17 protein-coding genes are annotated in these 23,957 nt (G+C 70.3%); 12 read left to right on the forward strand and 5 right to left on the reverse strand.

The window, feature by feature from the left end:
• The 7 genes from ACFYZF_RS11165 to ACFYZF_RS11195 all read left to right on the forward strand — a co-directional run.
• A partial coding sequence (locus ACFYZF_RS11165) for a hypothetical protein (protein WP_387018449.1) occupies positions 1-213 on the forward strand: 213 nt, incomplete at its 5' end.
• A 937-nt stretch (positions 214-1,150) separates the two neighbouring features.
• Entirely contained in the window at positions 1,151-2,473 is a 1,323-nt protein-coding gene (locus ACFYZF_RS11170; RefSeq protein ID WP_387018452.1) for a PP2C family protein-serine/threonine phosphatase, read from the forward strand.
• A 379-nt stretch (positions 2,474-2,852) separates the two neighbouring features.
• Positions 2,853-3,746 (forward strand): hypothetical protein, encoded by an 894-nt coding sequence (locus ACFYZF_RS11175; RefSeq protein ID WP_387018454.1) that lies wholly within the window; start codon positions 2,853-2,855, stop codon positions 3,744-3,746.
• 384 nt (positions 3,747-4,130) lie between these two features.
• Positions 4,131-11,084, forward strand: coding sequence for a LamG domain-containing protein (locus ACFYZF_RS11180; RefSeq protein WP_387018457.1), 6,954 nt, complete (start codon positions 4,131-4,133; stop codon positions 11,082-11,084).
• A 312-nt stretch (positions 11,085-11,396) separates the two neighbouring features.
• Entirely contained in the window at positions 11,397-12,296 is a 900-nt protein-coding gene (locus tag ACFYZF_RS11185) for an ABC transporter ATP-binding protein (protein WP_387018460.1), read from the forward strand.
• Positions 12,293-13,354: an ABC transporter substrate-binding protein gene (locus ACFYZF_RS11190; RefSeq protein WP_387018462.1), complete on the forward strand. Its 1,062-nt coding sequence runs from the start codon at positions 12,293-12,295 to the stop codon at positions 13,352-13,354. Before ACFYZF_RS11185 ends, ACFYZF_RS11190 begins: the two co-directional genes overlap by 4 nt.
• The gene (locus tag ACFYZF_RS11195; RefSeq protein ID WP_387018465.1) at positions 13,351-15,441 is read left to right on the forward strand and encodes an iron ABC transporter permease; all 2,091 of its coding nucleotides are present in this window, start codon (positions 13,351-13,353) and stop codon (positions 15,439-15,441) included. Before ACFYZF_RS11190 ends, ACFYZF_RS11195 begins: the two co-directional genes overlap by 4 nt.
• On the opposite strand, the gene ACFYZF_RS11200 is transcribed toward ACFYZF_RS11195, so the two are convergent.
• The 5 genes from ACFYZF_RS11200 to ACFYZF_RS11220 all read right to left on the reverse strand — a co-directional run bounded on the left by ACFYZF_RS11200 (position 15,405) and on the right by ACFYZF_RS11220 (position 18,343).
• The gene (locus ACFYZF_RS11200) at positions 15,405-16,181 is read right to left on the reverse strand and encodes an alpha/beta fold hydrolase (protein ID WP_387018467.1); all 777 of its coding nucleotides are present in this window, start codon (positions 16,179-16,181) and stop codon (positions 15,405-15,407) included. The two genes, ACFYZF_RS11195 and ACFYZF_RS11200, sit on opposite strands and share 37 nt — an antisense overlap.
• Before the next feature lie 343 nt (positions 16,182-16,524).
• Positions 16,525-16,980, reverse strand: coding sequence for a DUF3592 domain-containing protein (locus ACFYZF_RS11205; RefSeq protein WP_387018470.1), 456 nt, complete (start codon positions 16,978-16,980; stop codon positions 16,525-16,527).
• Between the two features lie 7 nt (positions 16,981-16,987).
• Positions 16,988-17,209, reverse strand: coding sequence for a GntR family transcriptional regulator (locus ACFYZF_RS11210; RefSeq protein ID WP_387018473.1), 222 nt, complete (start codon positions 17,207-17,209; stop codon positions 16,988-16,990).
• A 175-nt stretch (positions 17,210-17,384) separates the two neighbouring features.
• On the reverse strand, positions 17,385-17,579 hold the full coding sequence (locus ACFYZF_RS11215; protein WP_043964297.1) for a DUF397 domain-containing protein: 195 nt from the start codon (positions 17,577-17,579) through the stop codon (positions 17,385-17,387).
• Positions 17,576-18,343 carry a Scr1 family TA system antitoxin-like transcriptional regulator gene (locus ACFYZF_RS11220; protein WP_387018476.1) on the reverse strand — a complete coding sequence of 256 codons (768 nt, stop codon included), beginning with the start codon at positions 18,341-18,343 and terminating at the stop codon, positions 17,576-17,578. The genes ACFYZF_RS11215 and ACFYZF_RS11220 overlap by 4 nt, the downstream gene beginning before the upstream one ends.
• 190 nt (positions 18,344-18,533) lie before the next feature.
• Between ACFYZF_RS11220 and ACFYZF_RS11225 the strand changes: the two genes are divergently transcribed.
• The 5 genes from ACFYZF_RS11225 to ACFYZF_RS11245 all read left to right on the forward strand — a co-directional run bounded on the left by ACFYZF_RS11225 (position 18,534) and on the right by ACFYZF_RS11245 (position 23,567).
• Positions 18,534-18,965: a DivIVA domain-containing protein gene (locus tag ACFYZF_RS11225; protein WP_387018479.1), complete on the forward strand. Its 432-nt coding sequence runs from the start codon at positions 18,534-18,536 to the stop codon at positions 18,963-18,965.
• A complete protein-coding gene (locus ACFYZF_RS11230; RefSeq protein WP_387018482.1) occupies positions 18,958-19,323 on the forward strand; it encodes a hypothetical protein in 366 nt (121 codons plus the stop codon). Before ACFYZF_RS11225 ends, ACFYZF_RS11230 begins: the two co-directional genes overlap by 8 nt.
• A gap of 116 nt (positions 19,324-19,439) precedes the next feature.
• Complete coding sequence (locus tag ACFYZF_RS11235) at positions 19,440-20,654, forward strand: helix-turn-helix domain-containing protein (RefSeq protein WP_387018484.1); 1,215 nt, start codon at positions 19,440-19,442, stop codon at positions 20,652-20,654.
• A 66-nt stretch (positions 20,655-20,720) separates the two neighbouring features.
• A complete protein-coding gene (locus ACFYZF_RS11240; RefSeq protein ID WP_387018486.1) occupies positions 20,721-21,002 on the forward strand; it encodes a SpoIIE family protein phosphatase in 282 nt (93 codons plus the stop codon).
• A 1,161-nt stretch (positions 21,003-22,163) separates the two neighbouring features.
• Complete coding sequence (locus tag ACFYZF_RS11245; RefSeq protein WP_387018489.1) at positions 22,164-23,567, forward strand: IS481 family transposase; 1,404 nt, start codon at positions 22,164-22,166, stop codon at positions 23,565-23,567.
• The last annotated feature ends 390 nt before the right edge of the window (positions 23,568-23,957 follow it).

Genomic DNA, 23,957 nt, shown 5'->3' on the forward strand with positions numbered 1-23,957 from the left:
GGTCCTCCCGCCGGCGGCCTGACTGCGGGCGACGGATCGCCGGGGGCGGGTCGTGGGGGGGGGCCGGCGGGCGCCCCCCCCCCCCGGCCGCCGGTCGAGGAGAAGCCGGTCACGCAGACCCTGGACGACGCGACCGACGCCGAGATCTTCGACTTCATCCGCCGCGAACTCGGCGGCCCCGGCGGTGGTGAGCCTTTCGGCGAGACGCGCTGAGTATGGAGAGGGCAGTCCGTGGCCGGGAACGGACAGCGCGACTCGCGTGTACTCGGCGGCGCTGGCGTGCGCATTGGGGTCTCGGGCGATGTAGGCAGGCCCGGTCGGCCATGGCGATGAGCAGTTCGTGCCGAGCCGGCGGCGAGCGCGCCGGATCGGGCGTCGTCCGAGGTGTTCCGGCATGTCCGAGCCCGTGTCGAGGTCGGCCTACTTCGGCTCGGCGCGCGGGGTTCGCCGGGGCCCGCCCGCTGCGGGCTGTCAGGTCTGCCCCCTGTGCGGAGGAGCGCCGGCGAACGCCTGACATGGCCCTGGCCCGTACAGCGGTCACGATCGAACGGATCGTGCGCGCCCACCCGGCCCGGCGCCGATCCCGGAACTGGTAGACCTTGGAAGCAAACGGCCCCTCCAGGGGCCCAAATCTTCCAAGATCTACCCGATCTCCGCTCGTCGTCGGAGCGGCGATCGGGTTTCGGTGGTGGCGGTAGCGCTCGACTGCTGCCAGGACACGCTGCCGGGCGACGCGCAGCGCACCCACGCAGAGCGTCTGTCGAAGTGCGGGAGACGCGCGCGTCGGTCAGCAGTTGCGGCAGCAGGTCGATCGCCTGCGGGTAGCGGGCGTGCTGAAGGCGGTCCACGCGTGCGTGACCTCGCGGGCGAGCCGCTCGGTCGGCAGGACGGGGCGGCGGGCCGCCTGCCGGCTCGTACGTCGACAGCGCCGCCCGGATCCGCTTGACGCCCCCGTTCCGCTCGACCACATCGGCGGGTTGCACGTCCCGGCCAAGCAGTATGGCGGTGTCGATGCGGAGGGCGGCGAGGCACTCGCCCGCGTGGTGTTCTGCGTCCTGTCCATCGCCTGGGCGGGGCACTACTCTTCACCTCAGTTCGGAACACGGGAACGGGAGCGGCGCCTGAAAGCGACAGCGGCAGGAGGAACAGCATGATGGTCAAGGAGGCCATCCCTCCGGCGGCGGGCGAGCTGCCACAGGCCGTGTTCGACCCGGCACGACTGGCAGCGGTCACCGCCTCTGGGCTGCTGGACACCGCCGCCGAGGGCACGTTCGACGACCTCGCGCGGCTGGCTCTGGCTGTCACCGGCACCCGGATGGCGTTCTTCACCGTCGCGGACGGCCGCCGGTCGTTCTGGAAGAGCGCGATTGGCATAGAACCGACAGCCGGCCGGGAAAACGACATCCGGGACAGCCCGTGCCACATCCTGATCGGCACCGGCGAGCCGCTGATCGCCGAGAACGCCGTCACCGATCCTCGGATCAAGGATCTGGCCGCAGTCGGCGTGCTCGGCATCGGCGCGTGGGCCGGCTACCCGGTGCTATCACCGGATGGACAGGTACTCGGCGGGTTCTGCGTGGTGGACGACGCAGCCCGGCCCTTCACCGAGCCGCAGCGCGAGGCGCTGCGGATCCTGGCCCGTTCGGTGACCTCCGAGATCGCCCTGCGCCAGGCGCTGCACGACGCCCGCACCGCAGGCGACGCCTCCTCGGCGCTCGCCCGGACCCTGCAGGACAGCCTCCTGCCACCACGGATGCCGATCGCGCCCGGCATGGACGTCGCCGCCGTACACCTGCCGGCCGACACCACCGGTGTGGCCGGCGCGGACGTGGTCGGCGACTTCTACGACCTGTTCCGCACCCGCGGCAAAGCATGGTGCGCCGTGATGGGTGACGTGTGCGGCAAGGGCATCGACGCCGCGAAGGTGACCGCCCTGGCCCGGTACACGATCCGCGCCGAGGCCACCCAGCACGCCCGGCCCAGCCTGGTCCTGCACCGCCTGCACGAGGCAATGCTGGAGCAGAAGGTCAGCGACCGGTTCCTCACCGCCGCGCTCGCCACTTTCCGCCCATCCGGCGACGGCATCAGCGGGCACTACGCCAGCGCCGGACACCCACCGGCCCTCATCCGCCGCGCGAACGGAACCGTGGAACCACTCGACGCGGCAGGGATCCTGCTGAGCCCATTGATGCGACTCGGTAGAGAGCACCTGAAGGAAACCGCGTTCCACCTGAACCCCGGCGACGCGCTGCTGCTCTACACCGACGGCATCACCGAAGCCCGGGACTGCGGCCAGGGGCCCATGTTCGGCGAGGACCGCCTCGTGCAGGCGCTTGCCGCCACCCACGGTGCCGACGCCACCAACACCCTGGCCCGGCTGTCGAAGGACGCGGCCGGATACGCCGGCGGTCACGCCGTCGACGACACCGCCCTCATGCTGCTACACGTCAACCCCCGGCCTACTGATCTTTGAGGTGCCCCGGCGGGGGACGAACCTGCCCGGCTTGATCACGCCTCCGCCCGGGTCCAGCTGGGCGGATGCTCGGCCTGACCAGGAATTCGCCCTGATGGAGCGGTTGCAGGTTGGTGCTCGCGAACCCCGGCCCCGGATGGAGTAGATGATCGGGCGGCTGGCCCAGGGCGGTTCCCTTACGGCTCCGACGACAGGTTTCGTCGGGATCGCCCGATCCCCCCGACAAACGTTCGATCACTCACCATCACGAAGCATGCACTACATGTGACGATGGTCTCAGTGTGCTGCTGCCCGCAAGGCTGATTCACTCCCTGTCGCTGATGATGTGCGCCGTGTGACGATTCGCCGGTCGATCTTCACCTTCAGACCGGGGAGTGACATGAGCGCCAAGCGTTCGAGGTTCGTGAGGCTCGCCGCGATCACCCTGCTGGCTACGGTGGCAACAATCATGGTTCCGTCCGCCGCCCAGGCCCATCCGGCCCTGACCGTCACCGCGACCCCGACAACCGTGCCCGCGAGCACCGGGTTCGACATCACCGTCGCCGGTACGTCCAACGGCAACTACACCGGCGCCCGGATCGACATCAGCGCGAGCAACGGCACCGGCGGCACCACCGGCACTCTGCCCTCGTACACGACGTTCGTCGCCTGCGCCGGCGGGCCGACCTGCTCCGAGGTCGGTTCGGTGTACCGGCTGGCCCTGCCGAACCTGGCCAACGGCGAGGCGTTCTCCTACACCCTCAGTCTGACCGTGGACCTTGCGACGCTGCCCGGGGACTTCAAGGCCGCCGCGCAGTTCTTCTCCAGCAGCGGCACAACCAACGGGAAGAAGATCGGCCCGACGGTGACGGTGACGCCGCCCCCGGCCGACGTCCGCGCGTTCGTCAGCGGGGGCGCCACCGGGCTGACCTCGGTGTCCTATCAGGTCCGCGTGGTCAACAACGGTCCGGGCGCGGCCGACGACGCGCAGTTCACTCTCAGCCAGACCGCCGGCGCCAGCAACGCGGTGTTCTCGTCGGTCTCGGCGTCGTGGGCGACCTGCACCGGTGCCGGCACCAACTCGGTCACCTGTACCGCGAACAGCCAACTGCTCACCGGTGTCAACTACGACACCGACATCACCGTCAGCTTCACGCTCCTGACCATCGGCTCGTACCGCTTTGCCCACACCGCCAGCACCACCAGCCTCGACCCGGTACCCGGCAACAACACCGCCGCCGTCGGCTGTACCTCCGTCCTCGGAGCCCTGTCGAGCTGCGGTCCCGTCGCCTGACCTTCTCGACGGAGTTCCGCCCGGACGGATCCGCCGGTCTGCGGTCACACCACGACCTCCGGACACGTCGGACGGCCGGTGGTCGTACGGGGCGACGGCGAGCCCGACCGCCCCGTGAACCCGTAGGCCCGAGCAGGTCGGAATGGCGCCGGATCGACTCCGGCACGAGCCGGTACCGAAGCTTCCAGAGCGATGCTCCGGATAGCTGTCCGTACTGCCGCACGGCTTACGGACGTCGTCACCGGCCTCGCGCAGCTCAAAGGGATCCGGCTCAGTAGACGGAAGCCGATCCGATTCATGTTCCGAAGGACGGCCCGGACTCCATCCGGGCCGATCGCAGCTTTTCCGCGCCCACAGCCGTGATCCATCGACTTGAGGTAGAGGATGTCGAACAAAAATCTCGTCAGGGTGTACAGCGACCGGACCTACGTGTATACGACGACGGTGCGCCACCAGGGCACAACGGTGGCGTTCGCGATGGACGACTCCCGGCGCATCTACTACAACGTGCTGAACCTGGACCTGGGCAACCGCGAGCGGGGTGAGATCGACAGCTCGTACTGGAACGACAACCCGCCGCTGCTCACCTTCCCGGGTGAGCTGACCGAGGTCGGATTCGGCGGCGGCGAGACGGTCGGTGTGCCGGCGGTACGGCTCGGCGGGCGGGCCGAGGTGCCTGCCGGCACGCGGGTCCAGTCCGAGGACCTGGATCCGTTCCTGTCCAGCACGGCCCGGCTGGGCGTTCAGGCGCCGTTCCAGGTCGTCTCGGACGGCAGGTACCTGCTGTTGTTCCGTCAGTCGGTCGACGCGACGCACCCGGACGCGCTGTTCCGGCTGGCCGGTGGCGGCGCCTCCGGGGACGCGGGTCGGACGGACTACACCCAGGCGGACGGGGCCAAGGTGCCGGTGGTGTCCAACACGGTGCTCTGCGACCGGTTCGTGCAGGTAGGTGCGACGGTCAAGCCGGTGCTGGAGGTGCGCTACCGGCGCAGCCGGAGCAAGACCTCCCCGGCGTCCAGCAGCGACAACCTGGGCACCCGGGACCTGGACGGCAACCCGTTCTACGAGCCCACCCGGCAGCTCTGCTTCGTCCGTAACGTCACCGAGGGCAGGTTTGCGGTGCTGCTGCTGCCCACCCAGGTCGACGGTGTCCTGCGGTGGCAGTTGTTCTCGGTGAACACGGCGACCGGTCGGATCGACTCGTTCAACGTCGAGCGGTCCGACGACGGGCTGTTCAACCTGGCGGGCACCCAGTTCTACACCAGTCCGGACCCGAGGTACGCCGCCTCGGTGTTGGAGCGCGAGCCCGGCGTGGACCCGTTCACCAAGAAGCCGATGGTGCCGGTGCCGCTGCCGACCGACCGGGCCGGGACCGCGCTGCGCCTCGACGGTCAGGACGACTACCTTGACCTGGGGAGCGCGCCCGGCGCGCGGCTGCGGGACGCGTACACGGTGGAGGCGGGGGTCAACCCGGCCGCCGCCGGTGGGGTGATCGTGGCGGCCGGGGACGGGACGCAGGCGGGGTCGTTCAGGTTGTGGATGAGTACCACCGGTGCGCTGGTGTTGACTCAACATCCGGGCGCCGGCAACACGCTCACCTCGCCCAACGGGGTGCTGCCGACCGGTCGGTACACCCACGTCGCGGCGGTGTTCAGCGGCGGCACCGGCGTGAACGGCCGGCTGTACGTCGACGGCGTCGAGGTGGCCGGTGGCCCGCTGTCGTTCACCCCGTCCGCTGCCTCCGGGGTGGCGACGTACGTCGGCGCCCGGCCGTCGGGGACCGGCGCCGCCGAGTTCTTCCGTGGTGACGTCGACGAGGTACGGATCTGGAGCCGGGCGCGGACGGCCGCCGATCTGGCCCGCGACGTCCGTCGCCGGCTCGCCGGGGTCGAGCCGGGGCTGGTCGCCTACTACCGCTTCGACGAGGGCGCCGGGACCGGCGTCGCGGACCACACCGACGCCGGGCTGCACGCGACCGTGCGGGGCAACGCGGCGTGGGTGACCTCGGGGGCGCCGGTGGGGGACAGCCCGGGGCTGTCCCGGGAGACCTTCGGCTTCGCGGGCCGGTCACCGGGTTCGGGGGTGGCCGCAGTGCTGTACTTCCAGCAGGAGGAGACCGTCGTCGGCTACGCCGACCAGCCCGGCCCGACCAAGCGGCAGGCGCGGCTCCTGCTGGCCTGCCCCACGGTCGACGCCGTCACTCCGGGCGGCAATCCGCTACTCGCCACGCTCGATCTCGCACTCGCGGCCGACGGCCGGCTCGCGCAGGTGCCCCGGTCGGTCGCGCTGTCCACTATCGGGCGTTCCGACCCGACGAAGGACATGGACGTGCTCAGCGCGGCCCAGGAGGCGGTCACGGCCGCACAGGCGAAGGTCATCTCGGACCAGCGTGCGCTTGAGCAGGCGGACCAGGCCGTGCGGCAGTACCTCCCGGGGTACCAGTACTGGGACAACAGGTACCGCAACTTCGTGAACTCCGGTTACTGCTACGACGAGGGACACTGGATTTCGCCGCTTGACCGTTCGCCCCGGGCAAGCGAGCTGCTGTCGGCGCGGGGCTCGGCAGCCGCGCCTTACGACGCCGCGGTCCGCTCGCAGGAGGACGCGAGGGCTCAACTGGCCCGGGACCAGACGTCGCTGGCGGACAGGCAGGCTGCGCTCGCCGCGCTCAGCGGCGGGTTGCAGGGCGGCGACGACGTGACACTGGCGATGCCGACGGTCGCCGTCGACAACACCGGCCTGAGCGTTTTCGGCGCCGTGCTGGCCTTCGCGTGGAGCCGGAACAGCCCGGTCCTGATCGACAGTGCGACCGGGGAGGTGGCGCTGTACTTCCGCGGTGCCGACGGGCAGTTCTTCTCCGCCTACTACGACGTCACCGCCTCCCGGGCGGCCAAGCAGATCACCCTGCCGTCCGGCCGGCTGCTGCTGACCAGCCGGGACACCGGGGTCAACCTGCCCGAGCTGGGGATCACCGTCTCCGCCGGCCCGAACGCCGAGCAGTGCACCGTGGTGGTCACCCGCGCGGTGAACGGCACGACCCAGACCGAGACGTTCCGCGCGGTGCCGAGGCGTGCCGACCGGTTCGCGGCCGTCCTCAACGGCACCCCGATCGGGGACCCGCTGGGCACGGTGGCCTCGGTCCAGGCCAGCACCGTGACCCTCGCCGCGCCGCTCGCCACGGCGCTGCCGGCGGGCACCCGGGTCGACGTGGCCGGGACGGTCTACCAGCTCCGGGACCCCGCGTCCGCCTCCGCCACCGCCCTCTCCCTGACCGCGAGCCCGGCCACGGCGCCGCCGGGCGCGCCGGTACGCATGGCCGGCTACGACTACACCTCCGCCATTGCGAGCCGCCCCGGAACGCGACTGGACCGTGGCTCGCTGATCGTCGCGGTCGACGCCGGGGCGGCCACCGGCGTCGTACCCGACGGCACGGCCACCGATCTGGTCGCCGGCCGGGGCAACCGGTGGCTGGGTCACGCCCCCGGGCGGGCGTTCGCCTTCGACGGCAGCAAGCGGCTCGCTCTTCCGGCCGGCCAGCGCGCCGGGGCGGGGATGCCCGGCGACCTCACCGTGGAGACGTGGGCCAACCCGGGCTTCGCCGGTACGCAGAGCCGCGTCGTGCACGCCAACCTGCCCGGCACCCCGGCCACCCGCTACACCCTCGGCGTCTCCGGCACGCCCTACCTCTCCGCGCTGGAGTTCAACGGCAGCAACGACCACCTCGACTGCGGCACCGGCATCAACCTGGCCGGCGCTTCCTTCACCGTGGAGTTCTGGGCCCGGCGCCTGGCGACCGGGCGGGACGACTTCATCGTCTGCCTCGGTACGACAGCCGAGACGGACAAGGGCCTACACATCGGGTTCCGCGCCGGCAACAGCTTCACGATGGCCTTCTGGAACGATGACCTGGACGTCTCGACCTCCTACAGCGATCTGAACTGGCACCACTGGGCGTGCGTGTACGACCGCGAGGGCACCAACCGCAACCAGATCATCTACCGCGACGGCGTCGAGGTCGGCCGCCGCACCGCCATCGGGCACTTCGCCGGCACCGGCAAACTCGTGCTCGCCCAGAATGCCATCGGCAGTCAAAGGGCGTATGTCCAGTTGGATGAGATACGAATCTGGGGCCGGGTCCGTACGGCGGAGGAGTTGCGGGCGGACAAGGACCGCCGGCTGACCGGGCGGGAGACCGGCCTGCTCGGCTACTGGAACTTCCCCGGCCGGCAGACCAGCGATCTGACCGGGCGGGGCAACAACGCGACGATCGTCGGGAACCCCCGGGTCGTCGGCTCCAACTTTCCCGGGTACCGGATCCTCGCCGGGGTGGGCGACCAGCTCGTGCGCGGCCGGGACGTCTACCCGGCCGGACAGTGGGGCCATCTGGCGGCGGTGTTCGAGCAGGACTGGGCGCTGCGGTTCGACGGCGCCGCCTGGCTGGACGCCGGCCGCGCCGACGCCCTCGACGTCACCAACGATCTGACGATCGAGGTCGCCCTGCGGCTGGACACCCTGGGTCACACCCAGGGACTGGTCGGCAAGGGTGGGCTGGCCGACGGCGCTGGCGGGACCGTGCCGTACGCCCTCTACGTCCAGCCCGACGGGGCGCTGGCCTTCACCTACGAGAACACCGCGCCCACCCAGCCCGGCGTCGCCGTCTCCACCACGAAATTGCAGGCGGGCGTGTTCACCCGGGTCGCGGTCACCCGCAAACCCAACCCCGGCAACCTGAACGCGTTCGACATCCAGTTCTACGTCAACGGCGCGGGGGCCGGCACCGCCACCCTCACCGGTCCGGTGCCGACGGGCAACGACGAGGTCCTGGAGATCGGCCGCCACCGGGTCGGCCGGACCGGTCACGGGCTACGTGGCGTGCTCACCGAGGTACGGCTGTGGAACGTGGCCCGGGAGGCGGCGAAGATCGGCGCGGCGGTCACCGAAAGCACGCCCGGACTGGTCGCCCGGTGGACGTTCCCGGAGGACACCGGGAACACCACCACCGACGCCGCCGGCAGCTACACCGGCAGGCTGCACGGCGTGAGCTGGGTCAAGACACCCAACCCGGGCGACAACCGGTTCCGCCTCTACTGCAACGGCGAGCCGACCCCCGCCGACCCGGTACCTGCCACGGACGCGGTGGTGACCACCGGCTACGGACCCGAGCAGTTCACCGTCGGTGGCCGCACCGCCGCCGACGGAACCCTCCAGGACGCCTTCGCCGGCACCCTCGACGAGATCCGGGTGTGGCAGACCGCGCGGACCGGCGAACAGATCCTCGACAACGTCTTCACCCGACTACGCGGGGAAACCGAGGACCTCGTCTGCTACTACCCGTTCGACGCCGCGTCCACGGCCGCCGGTGCCCCGGTCCTCGACGCCGGCCCCCGGGGCAACCACCTGACCGCCGCCGCCGGCAGCGAGCCCGCCGTCGTACTCTCCACCGCGCCCATCTCCACCGACACCGCCGAGGTCCGTTCGGCGCTGACCGGCATCCGTACCGCCTTCCACGAGCTGATCGACGGCTCTCCCGCGATCGCCGAGTACGCCGACGTGCAACGGATCCCGGACCGGGGCGTACAGGGCGTGATGAAACGCTGCTACTCCTACCAGCAGGGCGGCCGCTGGCACCTGGTCACCGGCTACAAGATCGGCAACCTGGTCAGCACGTGGGTCGGCCAGGCCCAGTTCGACCCGCAGCTCGTCGGCTACATCGAGGGGGCACCGCCGGTCCCCTCCGAGAACCTGGTCAGACGTCCGGGCACCGACGACTACGTCGACGCCACCAAGGTCTCCTTCACCCAGGCCGAGGAGGTCACCAACACGCTGTCGTCCAGTCGGGAGACCAGCATGGACGTCTCGGCGAAGATGAAGTTCTCCTGGGAGGTCTCGGCGGACGTACTGTCGATCACCGCCCCCCTCGGCTTCGGCACCGCGCAACCGCTGGTCAAGCTCGCCATGGAGGGCAACCTCGAATTCGGCCTCGACTACTCCAACGGCTGGACCAGCGACGCCGAGGTGTCCGAGAGCAGCAACACCGCCCGCACCAGCACCGTCGCGCTCGGCGGCGCGTGGGAGGATCCGACCCGCCCGCTGAACCCGGCCGCCGGCCAGCGGTGGCTGCCGGCCAACACCGGCTACGCCCTGGTCCAGTCGGAGACCGCCGACGTGTTCGCACTGCGCCTCGCGCACACCGGCGCGCTGGTCGCCTACCGGATGGTGCCCAACCCCGACATCCCCCGGGACTGGAACATCATCGAGTTCCAGATCAACCCGCTGTACACCAAACAGGGCACCCTCGACGGGCTCGTCGGCTACGGGCTGACCGGCCCCTTCGCCGACCCCGCCCACTACCCCACCGCCGGTGACGGCGCCGAGTACAGCTACTTCAAACCCCGCGAGGCCTACGCCCTCAAGCGCCGCATCGAGCGCCAGACCCAGCAGCTACAGAGCTACTACGACTCGGTGTCCACCGAGACCCACGCCCCCGACCGGACCGCCGAGAAGGCCAAGGAACTGACAAACCGATCCTCCGCCCGGCGCAACCTGGCCAACACCTACATCTGGACCGCCGGCGGCGGCTTCTTCGCCGAATCCACCCAGACCACCGACTCGGTCACCGAGACCACCGGCGGCTCCTACTCGATCAAGGGCACCCTCAGCGGCGGCGGCATGTTCGAGCTCAAGGGAGCCGCCGGCGGCGCGAAGATGGGCTTCGAGGCCAGCATCGGCGGCGGCAGCAGCGTCACCCGCACCAGGGCGAAGGAGGCCACGAAGACGTTCGGGCTGGAGGTCGAGTGCACCGGCGGCCGTGACCTCCAGCGCTACAGCAACGGTGAAACCCCCGTCTACGACCCGGCCACCAACCAACCCGTCACGGTCCCCGGCCGGGTCGACGCCTACCGCTTCATGAGCTTCTACCTCGACGTCACCAAGGACAACTTCGAAGACTTCTTCGGCAAAATCGTCGACCCGCTCTGGCTCGCCACCTCCCCACAGGCCGCCGCCCTACGCCAAGCCAACCAGTCCGACCAGAAACCACCCTGCTGGCGCGTCTTCCACCGGGTCACCTTCGTCAGCCGCCTGCTCGACCCGGCCGCCGCCACCGCCACCGCCCCGGCATCGCTGGCCAAGGCGCTACAACGCGAAGGCTTCAGCAGCATCTACGACCTGATCCAAGCCGTCGAACCCGACATCAAGGACAACCCGGCGAACACCGCCAGCCTCGCCAACCTCAACACCGCCACCGCCGAGGTCCTCACCAAGAAGCTGTACCGGCTCACCCCGTACACCCAGGAGATCGTCCTGCACCTCGCCCGCTATCTCGGCATCGACCGATAACCGGACAACCCCCCCAAAATGATCAACCCATAGAAAACGCGAGGTGCCCCGGCCAGAGGCCGGGGCACCTCGATCGCTTACTCGAACGCGAAGGTTGTCCGCTGTCCGGTGAGTGATCAAGACGACTCCCGGACTGCTCACCGGCATGCCCTCGTCTCGTGCTTGATGTCCGGAATCCGTATCGCCTGTCCTGGGTGCAGGATTGCCGGCACCCTGAACATCACCTAGCCTCCGTTAGGCAAGGCAACCCTTACTTGGCCTGCCTCGTCCCGGGCGTGCTGCGCCTGCCACCCCGTGATTCGGAGCCGATCGATGCCCGTGACGATTGAGCCCCTCGCCGATCGGCAAGGGGCCGCCAGCTCGGCAGCGGCGGCCGTCCTGCGTGGTGAACAGCTGGTGCTGCGCTACGGAAAAACGGCGGTGGTCCACGGCGTCTCGGTGGTGCTGGCGCCCGGTCGCGTGACGGCGCTGGTCGGGCCGAACGGCAGCGGGAAGTCGACGCTGCTGCGAGCCCTTGCCCGGTTGCATCGGTTGGATGGCGGCGAGGTGCTGCTCGGCCACCGTGACGGGCAGCCGGAGCGCGCAGTGTCGCTGCTCAGCGTGCGTCAGTTCGCGCGGGAGGTCACGCTGTTCACACAGTCGCGTCAGGCCCCCCACGGGCTCACGGTGCACGAGGTCGTCTCGTTCGGGCGCCATCCGCACCGGCGCCGCTTCGCCGGCCCGTCCGTGGCGGACCGGAAGGCGGTCGGGCGCGCGATGAAAGTCACCGGCGTGCAGGACATGGCCGAGCGGCCGGTCGGCGAGCTCTCCGGTGGCGAGCTACAGCGCGTGTGGCTGGCCGCCTGCCTGGCTCAGGAGACCGGCGTCGTGCTCCTCGACGAGCCGACGAACCATCTGGACCTGCGCTACCAGATCGAGACGCTCGACCTGGTCCGGGATCTCGTCGACGAGCACGGCGTCGCCGTCGGCGTCGTGCTGCACGATCTCGACCACGCCGCACGCGTCGCGGACACGCTGATCCTCATGCGCGCCGGGCGCATTCACGCCGCGGGCGACCCGCTCGACGTGCTCACCGCCGAGCACATCGGCGAGGTCTACGACCTGCGCGTGGAGGTCGAGGTCGACCCACGCACCGGCCGCCTTCGCATCGACCCGGTCGGGCGGCATCCCGCAAGGCATCGGAACGTCAACCCAGGAGAAGAACTCGCATGATCCTTGGCACCCGCCTCGCGGCCACCGCCGCGACGCTCACCGCGATCGCCGTGACGGTCACGGCCTGCGGCACCACGAAGGTCGACGAACCCGCCGCCGGCAGCCCGACCGCCCCCTCGTCGCAGACATGCGCCGACGACAAAACGACAACATCGACCGGCCCGGTGTCGCTGACCGACGGCGTCGGCCGCACCGTCGAGCTCGCCAAGCCCGCCCAGCGGATCGCGGTGCTGGAATGGCAGCAGACCGAGGACGTGCTCACGCTGTGCCTCACCCCGGTCGCGGCCGCCGACACGAAGGGATACGCCACCTACGTCAAGGCGGAGCCGCTTCCGGCGAGTGTCGTCAACACCGGCGAGCGCGGCGAGCCCGACCTCGACGCGCTGTACGCCACGAAGCCCGATCTGATCATCGTCGAGGCGTTCAAGGCCGACGATGAGCAGATCACCAAGCTTGAGAAGCGCGGTGTCCCCGTACTCGCCACGGTCGGGGCCGACGTCTCAGGCCAGATCGAGAACATGAAGAAGGTGTTCTCGATGATCGGTCAGGCCACCGGCCGCACCGAGCGCGCCGATCTGGTGTTGCGGCAGTTCGACGAACACCTCGCCGCAGCCAGGAAGACGGCCGAGGCCGCGAACGTCAAGTCCAAGGACTTCCTGTTCTTCGACGGCTGGATCGAAGGCGGCAACGTCGTCATCCGCCCGTACGGCAAGGGCGCACTGTTCACCGAGCTCGGCGAGCAGCTCGGCCTGACTCCGGCCTGGACCGACAAGATCAACGCGGCCTACGGCAGCGGCGGCGTCGACCCCTCGTACGGCCTCGCGCAGACCGACATCGAGGGACTCATCGCCGTCGGGGGCGCGAACCTGTTCTACTCCGACGACGACACCCCGGACAGCTACGTCAAGGAACTGCGCAAGAGCTCGATCTGGACCGCGCTGCCGGCCGTCAAGGAGGGCCGGGCGTACCCCTTCCCCGCGGGCGTCTGGGGAGCCGGCGGCCCGAAGTCGAACGAGGAAGCGATCGACGCCTACGTGAAGATCCTGACCGGGAAGTGAGCGACACCCCCGCGCCGCGGCGGCTGCCCGGCGTCGGGCTCGGTCGCGGCGCGAGCGGGGCGGCCGTCCTGGCCGTCCTGCTCGTCGCAGTCGTCGTTGTCGGGCTGTGGCACGTCACGCAGGGCACCTCCGGGGTGGGCTTCTGGGACCTGCTGCGCCATCTCCTCGGGGCGCGCGAGGACGTCGGCGGCGTACCGGTCACCGACGTGCTGACCGGGTCCCGCCTGCCTCGCATGCTTGCCGGGATCGCGGTCGGCGTGGCGCTCGGCGTGGCCGGGGCGCTGCTCCAGTCGGTCACCCGCAACGCGCTGGCCGCCCCGGACACGCTCGCCGTCACCGCCGGGTCCTACTTCGCGCTGTGCGCGGTCGCCGCGTTCGGTCTCGCGGTGCCGTTGTGGGCCTCGGGCGCCGTGGCCTTCGGCGGTGGTCTGCTCGCCGCGGGACTCGTGCTCGGCCTCGTCGGCACCGCTTCGGGCACCGGGTCGACGCGGCTGATCCTGGCCGGCTCGGCGGTCGCGATGGCTCTCGACGCGGCCAGCGCCATGCTGCTGATCCTGTTCAAGGAGAGCACCACCGGGCTGTACGCCTGGGGCAGCGGCTCGCTCGCACAGCTGAACATCGACGCCGCCATGCGCGCCGTCCCGGTCATCGTCGTCGTGCTCGCCATCGCCGTGCTGCTGGCCCGGCGACTCGACGTGCTCGGCCTCGGCGACGACACGGCCGCCTCGCTCGGCGTGCCGATCCGCTCGACCCGGGTCGTCGCGGTGCTCTGCGCCGTCCTGCTGACGGCCATCTCGGTGACGCTGGCCGGTCCCATCGCCTTCGTCGGCCTCGCCGCGCCGGTCGTGGTGCGCCTCGCGGCCAACCGCATCGGTGTGCTGAGCCGGCACGTTTTCCTGGTCCCGGCCTGCGGACTGGTCGGGGCACTTCTGGTGCTCCTCGCGGACGACGTGCTCCGGGCGGTTCTCGGCGCCCAGGCGGCCGCCTCGATTCCCACCGGAATCCCGACCTCGTTGCTCGGTGCCGTAGTCATCGTGATCCTCGCGCTCCGGCTCCGCGATTCGAGAGCGGCGCGAGTCGCGCCCCGGGCCCGCGTCGCCACCCGTACGCGCCGCCGCTTCCTCACCGTTGTGGTCGTCGCGGCCGGTCTGCTCGTCGCGGCGGTGCTGGTCGGCCTGCTGGCCGGCAGCCTGTGGCTACGCGCCGGCGATATCGCGCTCTGGCTCCAGGGCTCCGCGCCGGACCTGATCGGCCGGGCACTCGACGACCGCGCCCCGCGGGTCGCGGCGGCCGTCGTCGCCGGCGCGGCGCTCGCGCTGGCCGGCACCGTCGTGCAGGGAACGGTACGCAATCCGCTGGCCGAGCCGGGCGTGCTCGGGATCACCGCCGGTGCCGGCCTCGGCGCGGTGATCGTGGTGACCTCGGGCGCGGCCGGCGGACGTCCCGCACTCATCGTCACGGCCGTCGCGATGGGACTCGGCACCTTCGCGCTCATCGCCCTGCTGGCGTGGCGCGGAGGGCTCCTCCCCGACCGTTTCCTGCTCATCGGCATCGGCTGCGGCTACGCGCTCAGCGACATCAGCACCTTCCTGCTCCTGCGTGCCGACCCGTGGGACACGCCACGCATCCTCACCTGGCTCTCGGGCACGACCTACGGGCGTTCCTTCGCCGACGTACTGCCGGTCGCGCTCGTGCTCCTCCTCGCGACCCCCGTGGTGCTGGGAATGCGCCGCCAACTCGACCTCCTGGCGATCGACGAGGACACCCCCCGGATCTTCGGCGTCCGCCGGGACGGCGCGCGACTGTCACTGCTGACGATCGCGGCGGTCGTGGCTGCGGTGAGCGTGATCGCGGTCGGCGTGGTCGGCTTCGTCGGGCTCGTCGCTCCCCACATCGCCCGCAACCTCGTCGGCGTGCGGCACGGGCGCATCATCCCGGTCGCCATGCTGCTCGGCGGCCTGCTCGTCTGCGTCGCCGACGCCCTCGGCCGTACGCTCATCGCCCCCTCGCAGATCCCCGCCGGGCTCATGATGGCCCTTGTCGGCGCACCCTATTTCGTCTGGCTGCTGCGCCGCTCACGTGGCTGATCGGCGGCCCGCCGCACGAAGGCACGGATGAGCGTGGCGACCAGCTCGGGGCGCTCGGCGACGAGGCCATGCGTGGTACCCGGCACGATGCACAACTGCGCGCCGGGAATCGACGCGGCGATGAGCAGGCTGTGGCCGGGCGGGATCGTGTCCCGGTCGCCGGACATCACGAGCACCGGCGCCGCGATCCGGGTGAGTTCGGCCGGGTCGATGTGCGGTTCGCTCCGCCAGAGGCGGAAGAGCTTGGCGAGTACGACGTCCGCGTGCTCCGGCCCGTCCGGCGACAGGCGTTCGTAGTGCATCTGCTCGACGTCCGGTCCTGGCTCCCTTTCGAGCGCGTCGAGCACGGGGCACGCTGAGTCCGTGAACGCCGACGGGTCGAGGTTCGCGCTGATGGCGGTCAGCGAGCGCACCCGCTCCGGGTGGTCGAGGGCGAGCAGCAGCCCGATGATCGCGCCGTCGCTGTAACCGACGACGTGCGCCGATTCGAGGCCGACGGCATCGAGGTAGGCCAGGGTGTCGGCGACCCCGCGCGCGTACCCGTACTCCCCGTCGATGTCGGCCGACCGGCCGTGCCCGGGACGCTCGAAGGCGAACACCCGGTGATCCGGCACGAGCGCGTCGGACTGCGCCCGCATCGACTCAAGGGAGCAGAAGCCACCGTGCAGCAGGAGGACGGGATCTCCCTCGCCGACGACTTCCGAATACAGGTCGACATCGCCGATCCGGACGTAGCCCATGTGCTCCCGTCACCATTTCCCGAGTTCTGAATTCGGCACAGCTCAGCGCCTGTGCGGCCACCGCGCTCGGCGGCGTAAGCCAGGTGGAGGGGCGACCAGGCGCGGTGAACGCCTGGTCAGAGTACGCCTCCCGTGCGGCGCTGCCCGGCGGCCGGGCCGGGTGGCGACGCATGGTGGACCGGGGCACATTCGACGACCTTGCGCGGCTGGCTCTGGCGTCACCGGCACCCGGATGGCGTTCTTCACCGTCGCGGACGGCCGCTGGCCGCCGACGGGCATGTGCAGCGATGTCCGTGACCTGAGCCGTATTTGAACCTGGGCCCCTCGGCGGCGGCGTTCCGGATCACCGGGAACCGGGGTGGCGACCCGTCTTGATCCAGACGAGCGCCGCCACGATCGCCAGGCCCCCGGCAACCCCGAGCAGGTCGGGCAACTGGAGCAGCAGGTCCTCCGTCGCGTACCCCTCAGCCGTGGCTGCCTTGGACGGATCGTTTCGGTCGACGTACACCGTGAGCTCTTCCCCGGCGTGGCGCCGACCCTGGTCGAGCTCGCTGGAGAACCGCTCCTGGTACGCCACCCCGTCGACGGTGTACGCCACGGTCATCCGGGTCACCGAGTACGAACGGCTGAGCCAGAGCCGGTTTGCCTGCACGACCCGGCCGGTCACCGCTGTCCCCTCGCTGACCCGCTGCTCGACAATGGTGCTCAGGCGAGCATCGAGCAGGACGGCACCGCAGATCAGCACGGTTCCGAAGAGAGCCGCGACGATGATCCGTATTCCGTGGGCCGTCCTGCACACGCTGCGGCTACTCAACCCCTGCCACAACGCCCTTGCCCTGCTTGCCGTACACCAAGCCGCGATCGTGCAGCAGACCGAATGCTCGATTCACCGCTGCAAGCGAGACGTGGTGCTTCTCTGCGAGTTCGGCGGTGGAGGGCAGCTTGTCGTGTGCCTTCAGCTCTCCGGACTTGATCTGCCCGGCGATGCCGTCAGCGATGCGGCGGTACTCAGCCTGCTCGTATGGCACGAACAGAAGTCTAGGCCCGCGAGGTCGTCACCCACCACAAGATCCGCTCATGTCGTTCAGCCCGTCGGTGGCGGGTTCACACTCTCAGATGCGGCCATCGCGTATCACTCTCATTCACTCGGACTTTGCCGTCTCGAAGGATCGCGCGGTGGCCGGGGGCTTCTCGTCATGCTGGTCAGCCGACCGGCCCGATCTGCTTGGCCAGGTTGACGAACGACTGCCAGTTGCCCGGCGTGAAGTCGAGGGTGCCGCCCTCGCGGTCCTTCGTATCCCGGACCAGGACGATGCCCGGCAAATTGTCGGCGACCTCGACGCACGAACCGCCGTTGGAGCCGCTGCGGCTGCTCTTACGCCACTTGGCGTCGGTCATGTCCATGTCTGCGCTGCTTCCTTGATCAGGTTCAGTGACTGCTTACGGGAGAACGCTTCGCCCCTGATTGCCTCCCACGTCTGCTGGAGGTTAACAAGGTCCTCCGCTTGGTCCACTATCTGCGCTCGCACCTGGTGATCGAGGTGCGCGACCACCGAGCCGTCGCCCAGGGTGCCCAGGATAAATCCACCCTGTAGGCCTGGGTAGAGCCCTGCGTCTTCACCCACCACGAGGATCTGTACGTGTGGCAGCTCGGCCATCTCAGCCAGGTGGGCGAGCTGCTCCTTCATCGCGGCGGGGTGACTCTTCATGGGCCGGCGCAGCACCATCACGTCGATGGCGGCGACGAGCTGCACGGGCTTGTTGCTGAAGAGGATGGCGCTTCGTTCGGACCTCGACGCTACGCGCTCCTCGATCTCGTCCGGGGCCAGCAGGTTGTGAGCCAGCGTGGCTCGCGCGTACGCCTCGGTTTGAAGCAAGCCGGGCACCCAGGCGTGCTCAAACCACCGTAGCGCGACTGCTTCGCGTTCCCAGTCAACCCATTTTCTCAGCCACTGCGGCTCGCGTCGCTTCAGGACATCGGGCCATAGGTCATTTATGTCCCGGCCCAGGATTGCGGCCACCGCCACACGTCGACGCGGTTGCGGCACACGTCCCGGGGAGATCCACCGCGCTGCGGTCTTCGGATCTACCCCCGTCTGAGCTGCAAGACTCTCTGCCGTCTCGCCGGCCTCGGTCATGGCCGCTTGAAGTGCCTGGTTCATCCCGCCTCCCACATGGACGTCCCGAACAATCCTGAGCATATGGCAACGTCGTGTACTGATCCCGTCGCTGTCGGCAAGGTGTCGGGTAGTGGGCCCACCCCCAGGGGGAGGGCGTGGATGCCTCGCCGGACCCCGCCCACCCGACCCGGGTCGTTCGCCCAGCCATCTCGACAGCGCAGGACGGAGGCACATGGGGCCCAGAAAAGACGAACCCGCCGAGCCGGTTGGGGGCGGGCCTTCTATCGGAGTCGGCGGCACCCGCGAGGGCGGCGCGGTCTACCAGTCCCAGCGGAACCTGCTGACCCCGGCCGACGTCCGGTGGCAGGAGTTCCCGTTGACCAGGTTCGGTTGCCGCGGCCTCGACCCGGAGGCAGTCGGCAGGTTCCTCCGCCGGGTCGAGGCCGACCTGGACACCCTGTACCAGGAGGTCATGGCCGCTCGGGACGAGGCCCGCCACCACCGCGACGCCGCGACCGAGCTGCGAGCAGAGCGCCGGCGTCCCCGCGAGCCGTGGGCGCAGCGGCCCCGGGGTGAGTACCGGCGTCCGCCCATGTGGCCGCCGTACTCGCCCCGCCGGCAGGGCTGCCACCGCCCGCCGGGGGACGGCGGCGGCGATGGCTGACTACCCGGCGCTCCACGGCCCGTCCAGGCCGGACTGGAACTGCCTCGTCTGCGGGGCTCCCTGGCCCTGCCTGATCCGCAAACGCCAGCTCAAGGAGCTGTGTCAGTGCAACATTCGCACGCTCGTGCGCTACATGACCGCGTACCTGCCGGACGCCCACACGGAAATCACCGGCATGAGCACCACCGACATCACCGAACGCATCGTCGGGTGGTGCGGCAGACCGTTGGAGATGTGGGCGGTCCAGGAGCACCCGGCCGACTCGGAAGATCAAGAACGGCACCGACGCTACCTACCCAATCAGAAGGCAGGGAGATATGGACGCCACGGACAACGGCCCGGCCCAGAGCCGGAGTGAGCAGGCCGAGGACGCCGAACGGGAGGCCGCGAGGCAACGCCTGCTCAAGCAGGCCGAGGCGGATCGGATACCGGCGGACGAAACAACCAGGGCGGTGCCCGACCGGCGGTGGCGTCGTGACCATCCATGACCTGCCGATAGGACGCCGGATCGCCCGGCTACGGGCCCGGCGGCGGATGACCCAGCAGATGCTCGCCGACCGGCTCGGCAAGTCGAAGAGCTGGGTCGACAAGGTCGAGCGGGGTGTCCGCGCCCTCGACCGGTTCACGGTCATCCAGGACCTCGCCGCCGTGCTCCGCGTCGACCCGGTGGCGCTGCTCGGCCGCGACGCCCTACCGTCGCAGGCCGCCCGCGCCGCCGTGCACGGCGTCGACGGGGTACGCGCCGCCCTCGCCCGCTACGACACCGCCCTGAACGGGCCGCAGGTGCGGGCGGCACCGCCGGTCGGAGAGCTGGGCCGGCGGGTGCGGCACGCCTGGCTGACGTACCAGCACGCCGACTATCCCCAACTACTGCGGATGCTGCCGGAGCTGCTCGGCAACACCCAACACGCCCACGCCCACCCCAGCGGCGGCGGGGACGGGGACGGTGCGGCGGAGCTGCTGGTGCAGGCGTACCGGATCGCGTCGTCGGTGTTGGTGAAGCTCGGTGAGGGCGACCTCGGCTGGTTCGCCGCCGACCGGGCCATGTCCGTGGCCACCGGCGACCCGCTGTTGGTGGCGGCGGCCACCGTGTCGCTGGGGCAGGCGCTGCGCGTCCTCGACCGCCCCCGGCCGGCTCTGTCGGTCACGATCGCCGCCGCGTACCGCACCGTCCCCAGGGTGTGGCGCGACGGCCCGCCACGGGACCTGGCGCTGCGCGGGACGCTGCTGATCCAGGCCGCCCTTGCCGCCGCCGGATTCGGCGACGAGTGCAGCGCACGGGAACTGGTCGACCAGGCGGCCGGGATCGCCGACGAGATCGGCGAGGGACACGACCGGCACTGGACCAGCTTCGGGCCCACGGCGGTGGAGCTGGCCCGGGTGGCTACCGCCGTCGAACTGGGTGCCGGCGGCGAGGCGGTGATGCTGCACGAGAAGGTCGTCGGCGCGGACGACTGGCGACGGCTACCGGCCGAGCATCGGGCGGCGTACCTGCTCGACGCCACCCGCGCGTACCTCCGGGTCGGCGACCCCCTCGCGGCCGGACGCGCGCTGGTCGAAGCGGACCGCACCGCGCCGGCCGAGGTCCGGTTGCGGCCGGTGGCCCGTACGCTGCTCACCGACCTGACACGCCACGGACCGGTCCCCGCGGACGTAGCCCGGCTCGCCACGGCCCTCGGCATCGGATGATGACCGACCGGCCCCTCCTCCTCCACCGGCCGGGCCGGACAGCGGTGGTCTGTGAGAGAACACTTCATGACCGCCGCGCCCGCCACTTACCGCCCATCCGGCGACGGCATCAGCGGGCACTACGCCAGCGCCGGACACCCACCGGCCCACATCCGCCGCGCGAACGGAACCGTGGAACCACTCGACGCGGCAGGGATCCTGCTGAGCCCATCGATGCGACTCGGCCGAGAGCACCTGAAGGAAACCATGTTCCACCTGAACCCCGGCGACGCGCTGCTGCTCTACACCGACGGCATCACCGAAGCCCCCCGGGCGATCGTAGATTCGTTTCGTGACGTCGGTGATTGAGATGGTGGGGCTTGTTTTCGTTGTCGCGGTCTCGCTGATCCTCCTGGTGCTCATGGTGATCCATCTGTTGAAGCCACGAGTCTCCCCGCCCGACGACGATGCCGGCGATTACCCGCTTCACCCTCCGCCAGACGGAGGCGCTGGCGGCGATGCAGGTGGTGGCGGGGACTAGTTCAGGCGGCTCGCGAACCCGCACCGTCAGTTTGGAAGATCGTTCTCGGCTGACCTGAACTGTCCGGAACGCCTGCTCAGCGGCGGCGCCGTGGTGCCCGATCGTGACTGCTGCTGACCGCCCGGGACACCGGCTACTGGCACGTGGCTGGCACGGCGCCGATGGGTGCGCGGTTGTCCGGCGGCGTAGGGCTTACCGCCCCGGCCTTCGGGCCGGGGGCGGCTTGGCGTGTCGCCGGCTCTCCGCGCACCTGGACCCCGTTACCCGGTGGCGAGCCGCGAAGCGGCGCGGCAGCGGTCGCCCCGACCTCGACGGTGGCCAGCCACCCTCGCGATCGTCACGGCCTGGCGGTGGCTGTGTGCGGCTGGCAGGATGTCGTCATGAACGCTATTCGAAGGGGTTATGCCGCGTAGAAGACCGGCATCGCTTCGCCTGCGGGAGCGGACCTGGCGACGACCGTGGGTGCGCTATCGCAGCACTCCCGGGCTGTCCGGAGCAACCAACGCGGCGATTCGGCAGCTCGAAGGCGCGCGACTGATGCCAGGGGGCGTGGCTGCGGCAATCAACGTTTGGTCCGTGCACGTACGTGGGCTCCGACGTTCGTGGAAGCAGTGGGAGGCCGAGTTCACCTGTTCCTGCTGCGGTGCGGGCTGGGCTCGCGACATGCTTGAAGACGTCGTGACGATGCTCCCAACGCGCGCCGGGAGTGAGGTGCGCTCCCTCGTTGATGCCTTGGACGCCGTCCTGCTGCGCCGGAGCCTTCACGATCCGCAGACGTCGCCCGAACTACCGTGGTGGCACCGCCGATGCTGACCAGATGAAGGGTCGGCCCGCCGTGCCGGCCGATGCCGGCCGGAGGCCGCCAGCAGGCCGAGTGCGGCGGGCTGCGCCGCGCTCGCGCGGCGCCTCGATCCTAAAGGGACTGTTTCGGCAGTGGTTGAGTTGAAGCGGCGTCCTCCGTCGGCTGATGTGCGACACGCGTCCGCCAGGTGATCTGCGACAGTGGTCGGTTTCGACACTCTGGGCCTGACGTCTCCGCGGGGCGTCGGGATTCAGGGAGGACGGGATTGGCGCTGGTTGTCTTGTCGGTTGTTGAGCAACGGTTGGACGCGGTTCGTGCGGTGCTGGCTGCTTCGGATGTGACGGAGGTGGCCGCGGGCTTCGGGGTGCATCGGTCGACGGTGCATCGGTGGATGGGCCGGTATCTGACCGAGCAGTTGGGTGGGTTGGCCGACCGGTCGCATCGGCCGCACTCGTCTCCGGTTCAGGTGGCGGAGGTGGTGGAGGTCGCGGTGGCGGAGATGCGTCGGGAGCATCCCCGGTGGGGTTCACGGCGGATCCGGTTGGAGATGCTGCGCCGGCCCGCCCCCTGGGTAGTCGAGGACCTGGTGGTGCCGTCGGAACGGACGATCGACCGGATTCTACAGCGGCAGGGTCTGCTGCGGGCTCGGCCCCGGAAACGGCCGAAGGATTCGTATATCCGTTGGGAACGGCCGGCGCCGATCCAGTTGTGGCAGATGGACATCGTCGGCGGTGTGCGGCTGGTCGACCCTGCCACGGGTGTGCCGCGGGAGGCGAAGGTGGTCACCGCCGTCGACGACCACCCTCGGTACTGCCTGATCGCGAAGGTGGTGGAGCGAGCCACCGGCCGGGCGGTGCGTCTGGCGTTGGCCGAGGCGCTGGCCCGGTTCGGTGCCCCCAAGGAGATCATCACCGACAACGGCAAGCAGTTCACCGACCGGTTCGGCAAGTATCGGCCCCGTACCGGGGAGGTGCTGTTCGACAAGATCTGCCGCCACAACGGCATCACCCACCTACTCACCGTGCCCGCCTCACCGAACCAGAACGGCAAGGTCGAACGGTTCCACGGCACCCTCCGTCCCGACTTCCTCGACACCGCCGACGCGTTCACCAGCCTGCATGAGGCCCAAGCCGCGCTGGACGCCTACGTGCGGCACTACAACACCGACCGCCCTCACCGGGCCCTCGACCAGAGGGCACCGGTCACTCCGGCCGACCGGTTCCAACCGGTCCCTGCCCGGCAACGGGCGCTGGTCGACCTGTGGCTGCCACCCACCCTGGACCCCGTCCCCACCCCGATCGAGCAGACGGCTAACGTCGCCGAACCGACGCAGGCTCACGCCCTGCCAGTCGAAGCCCCACCGCCGCTGGCGTGGTTGGGTGGCCGGTGGAGTTCGTCCGAGTGGTGCCGGCGTCGGGCAACCCCTCCTCCACCGGCCGGGCAGGGCTATTGCGTTGTGGCGGGTGCGGTCCCTAGCCGGCCCGGGGACCGTGGCCGAGGCGGGGCTGTGGGCGTGGCGGTCGATGCCGTGGGGCGGGCCTATGGAGCTGAGTCGTCCACGTCATCACCGCCGGCCGGGCCACCGCCGTAGCGTCACCCACCGCCGTCGGGTCGTCGCATGCGGTCGTGGATCGCGGCGAGCGTGGGTGATGTCGTATCCGACTCAGCTCCATAGGCGCCGGGAGGCATACCCGCCGTGGAGCGGCACCCACGCCAGGGCCGCCAGATTTCCTGATCGCAGCGCTCCCGCCCGACTTCGCAGTCGCCCTGACTGCCAATCCGGACAGCGCGCTCCGTGCTCAGAACATTGTGCGAATGGCTCACTGTGCGACGTCACGCATCGTTACGCGGAATGGTTCAATGTGCCGTAGTGGAAAAGGCCGGCGGGCGGGTGGTGTCGACGAGATCGGCGAAGCCGGCCGGGGCGGGTGCCGCATCTGCCCGGCCGCCCGTCGACGGGCACCGGCCGGTGCCCGTCCGA

The organism is Micromonospora sp. NPDC001898 (genome assembly GCF_042891255.1).
GTDB lineage: Bacteria > Actinomycetota > Actinomycetes > Mycobacteriales > Micromonosporaceae > Micromonospora.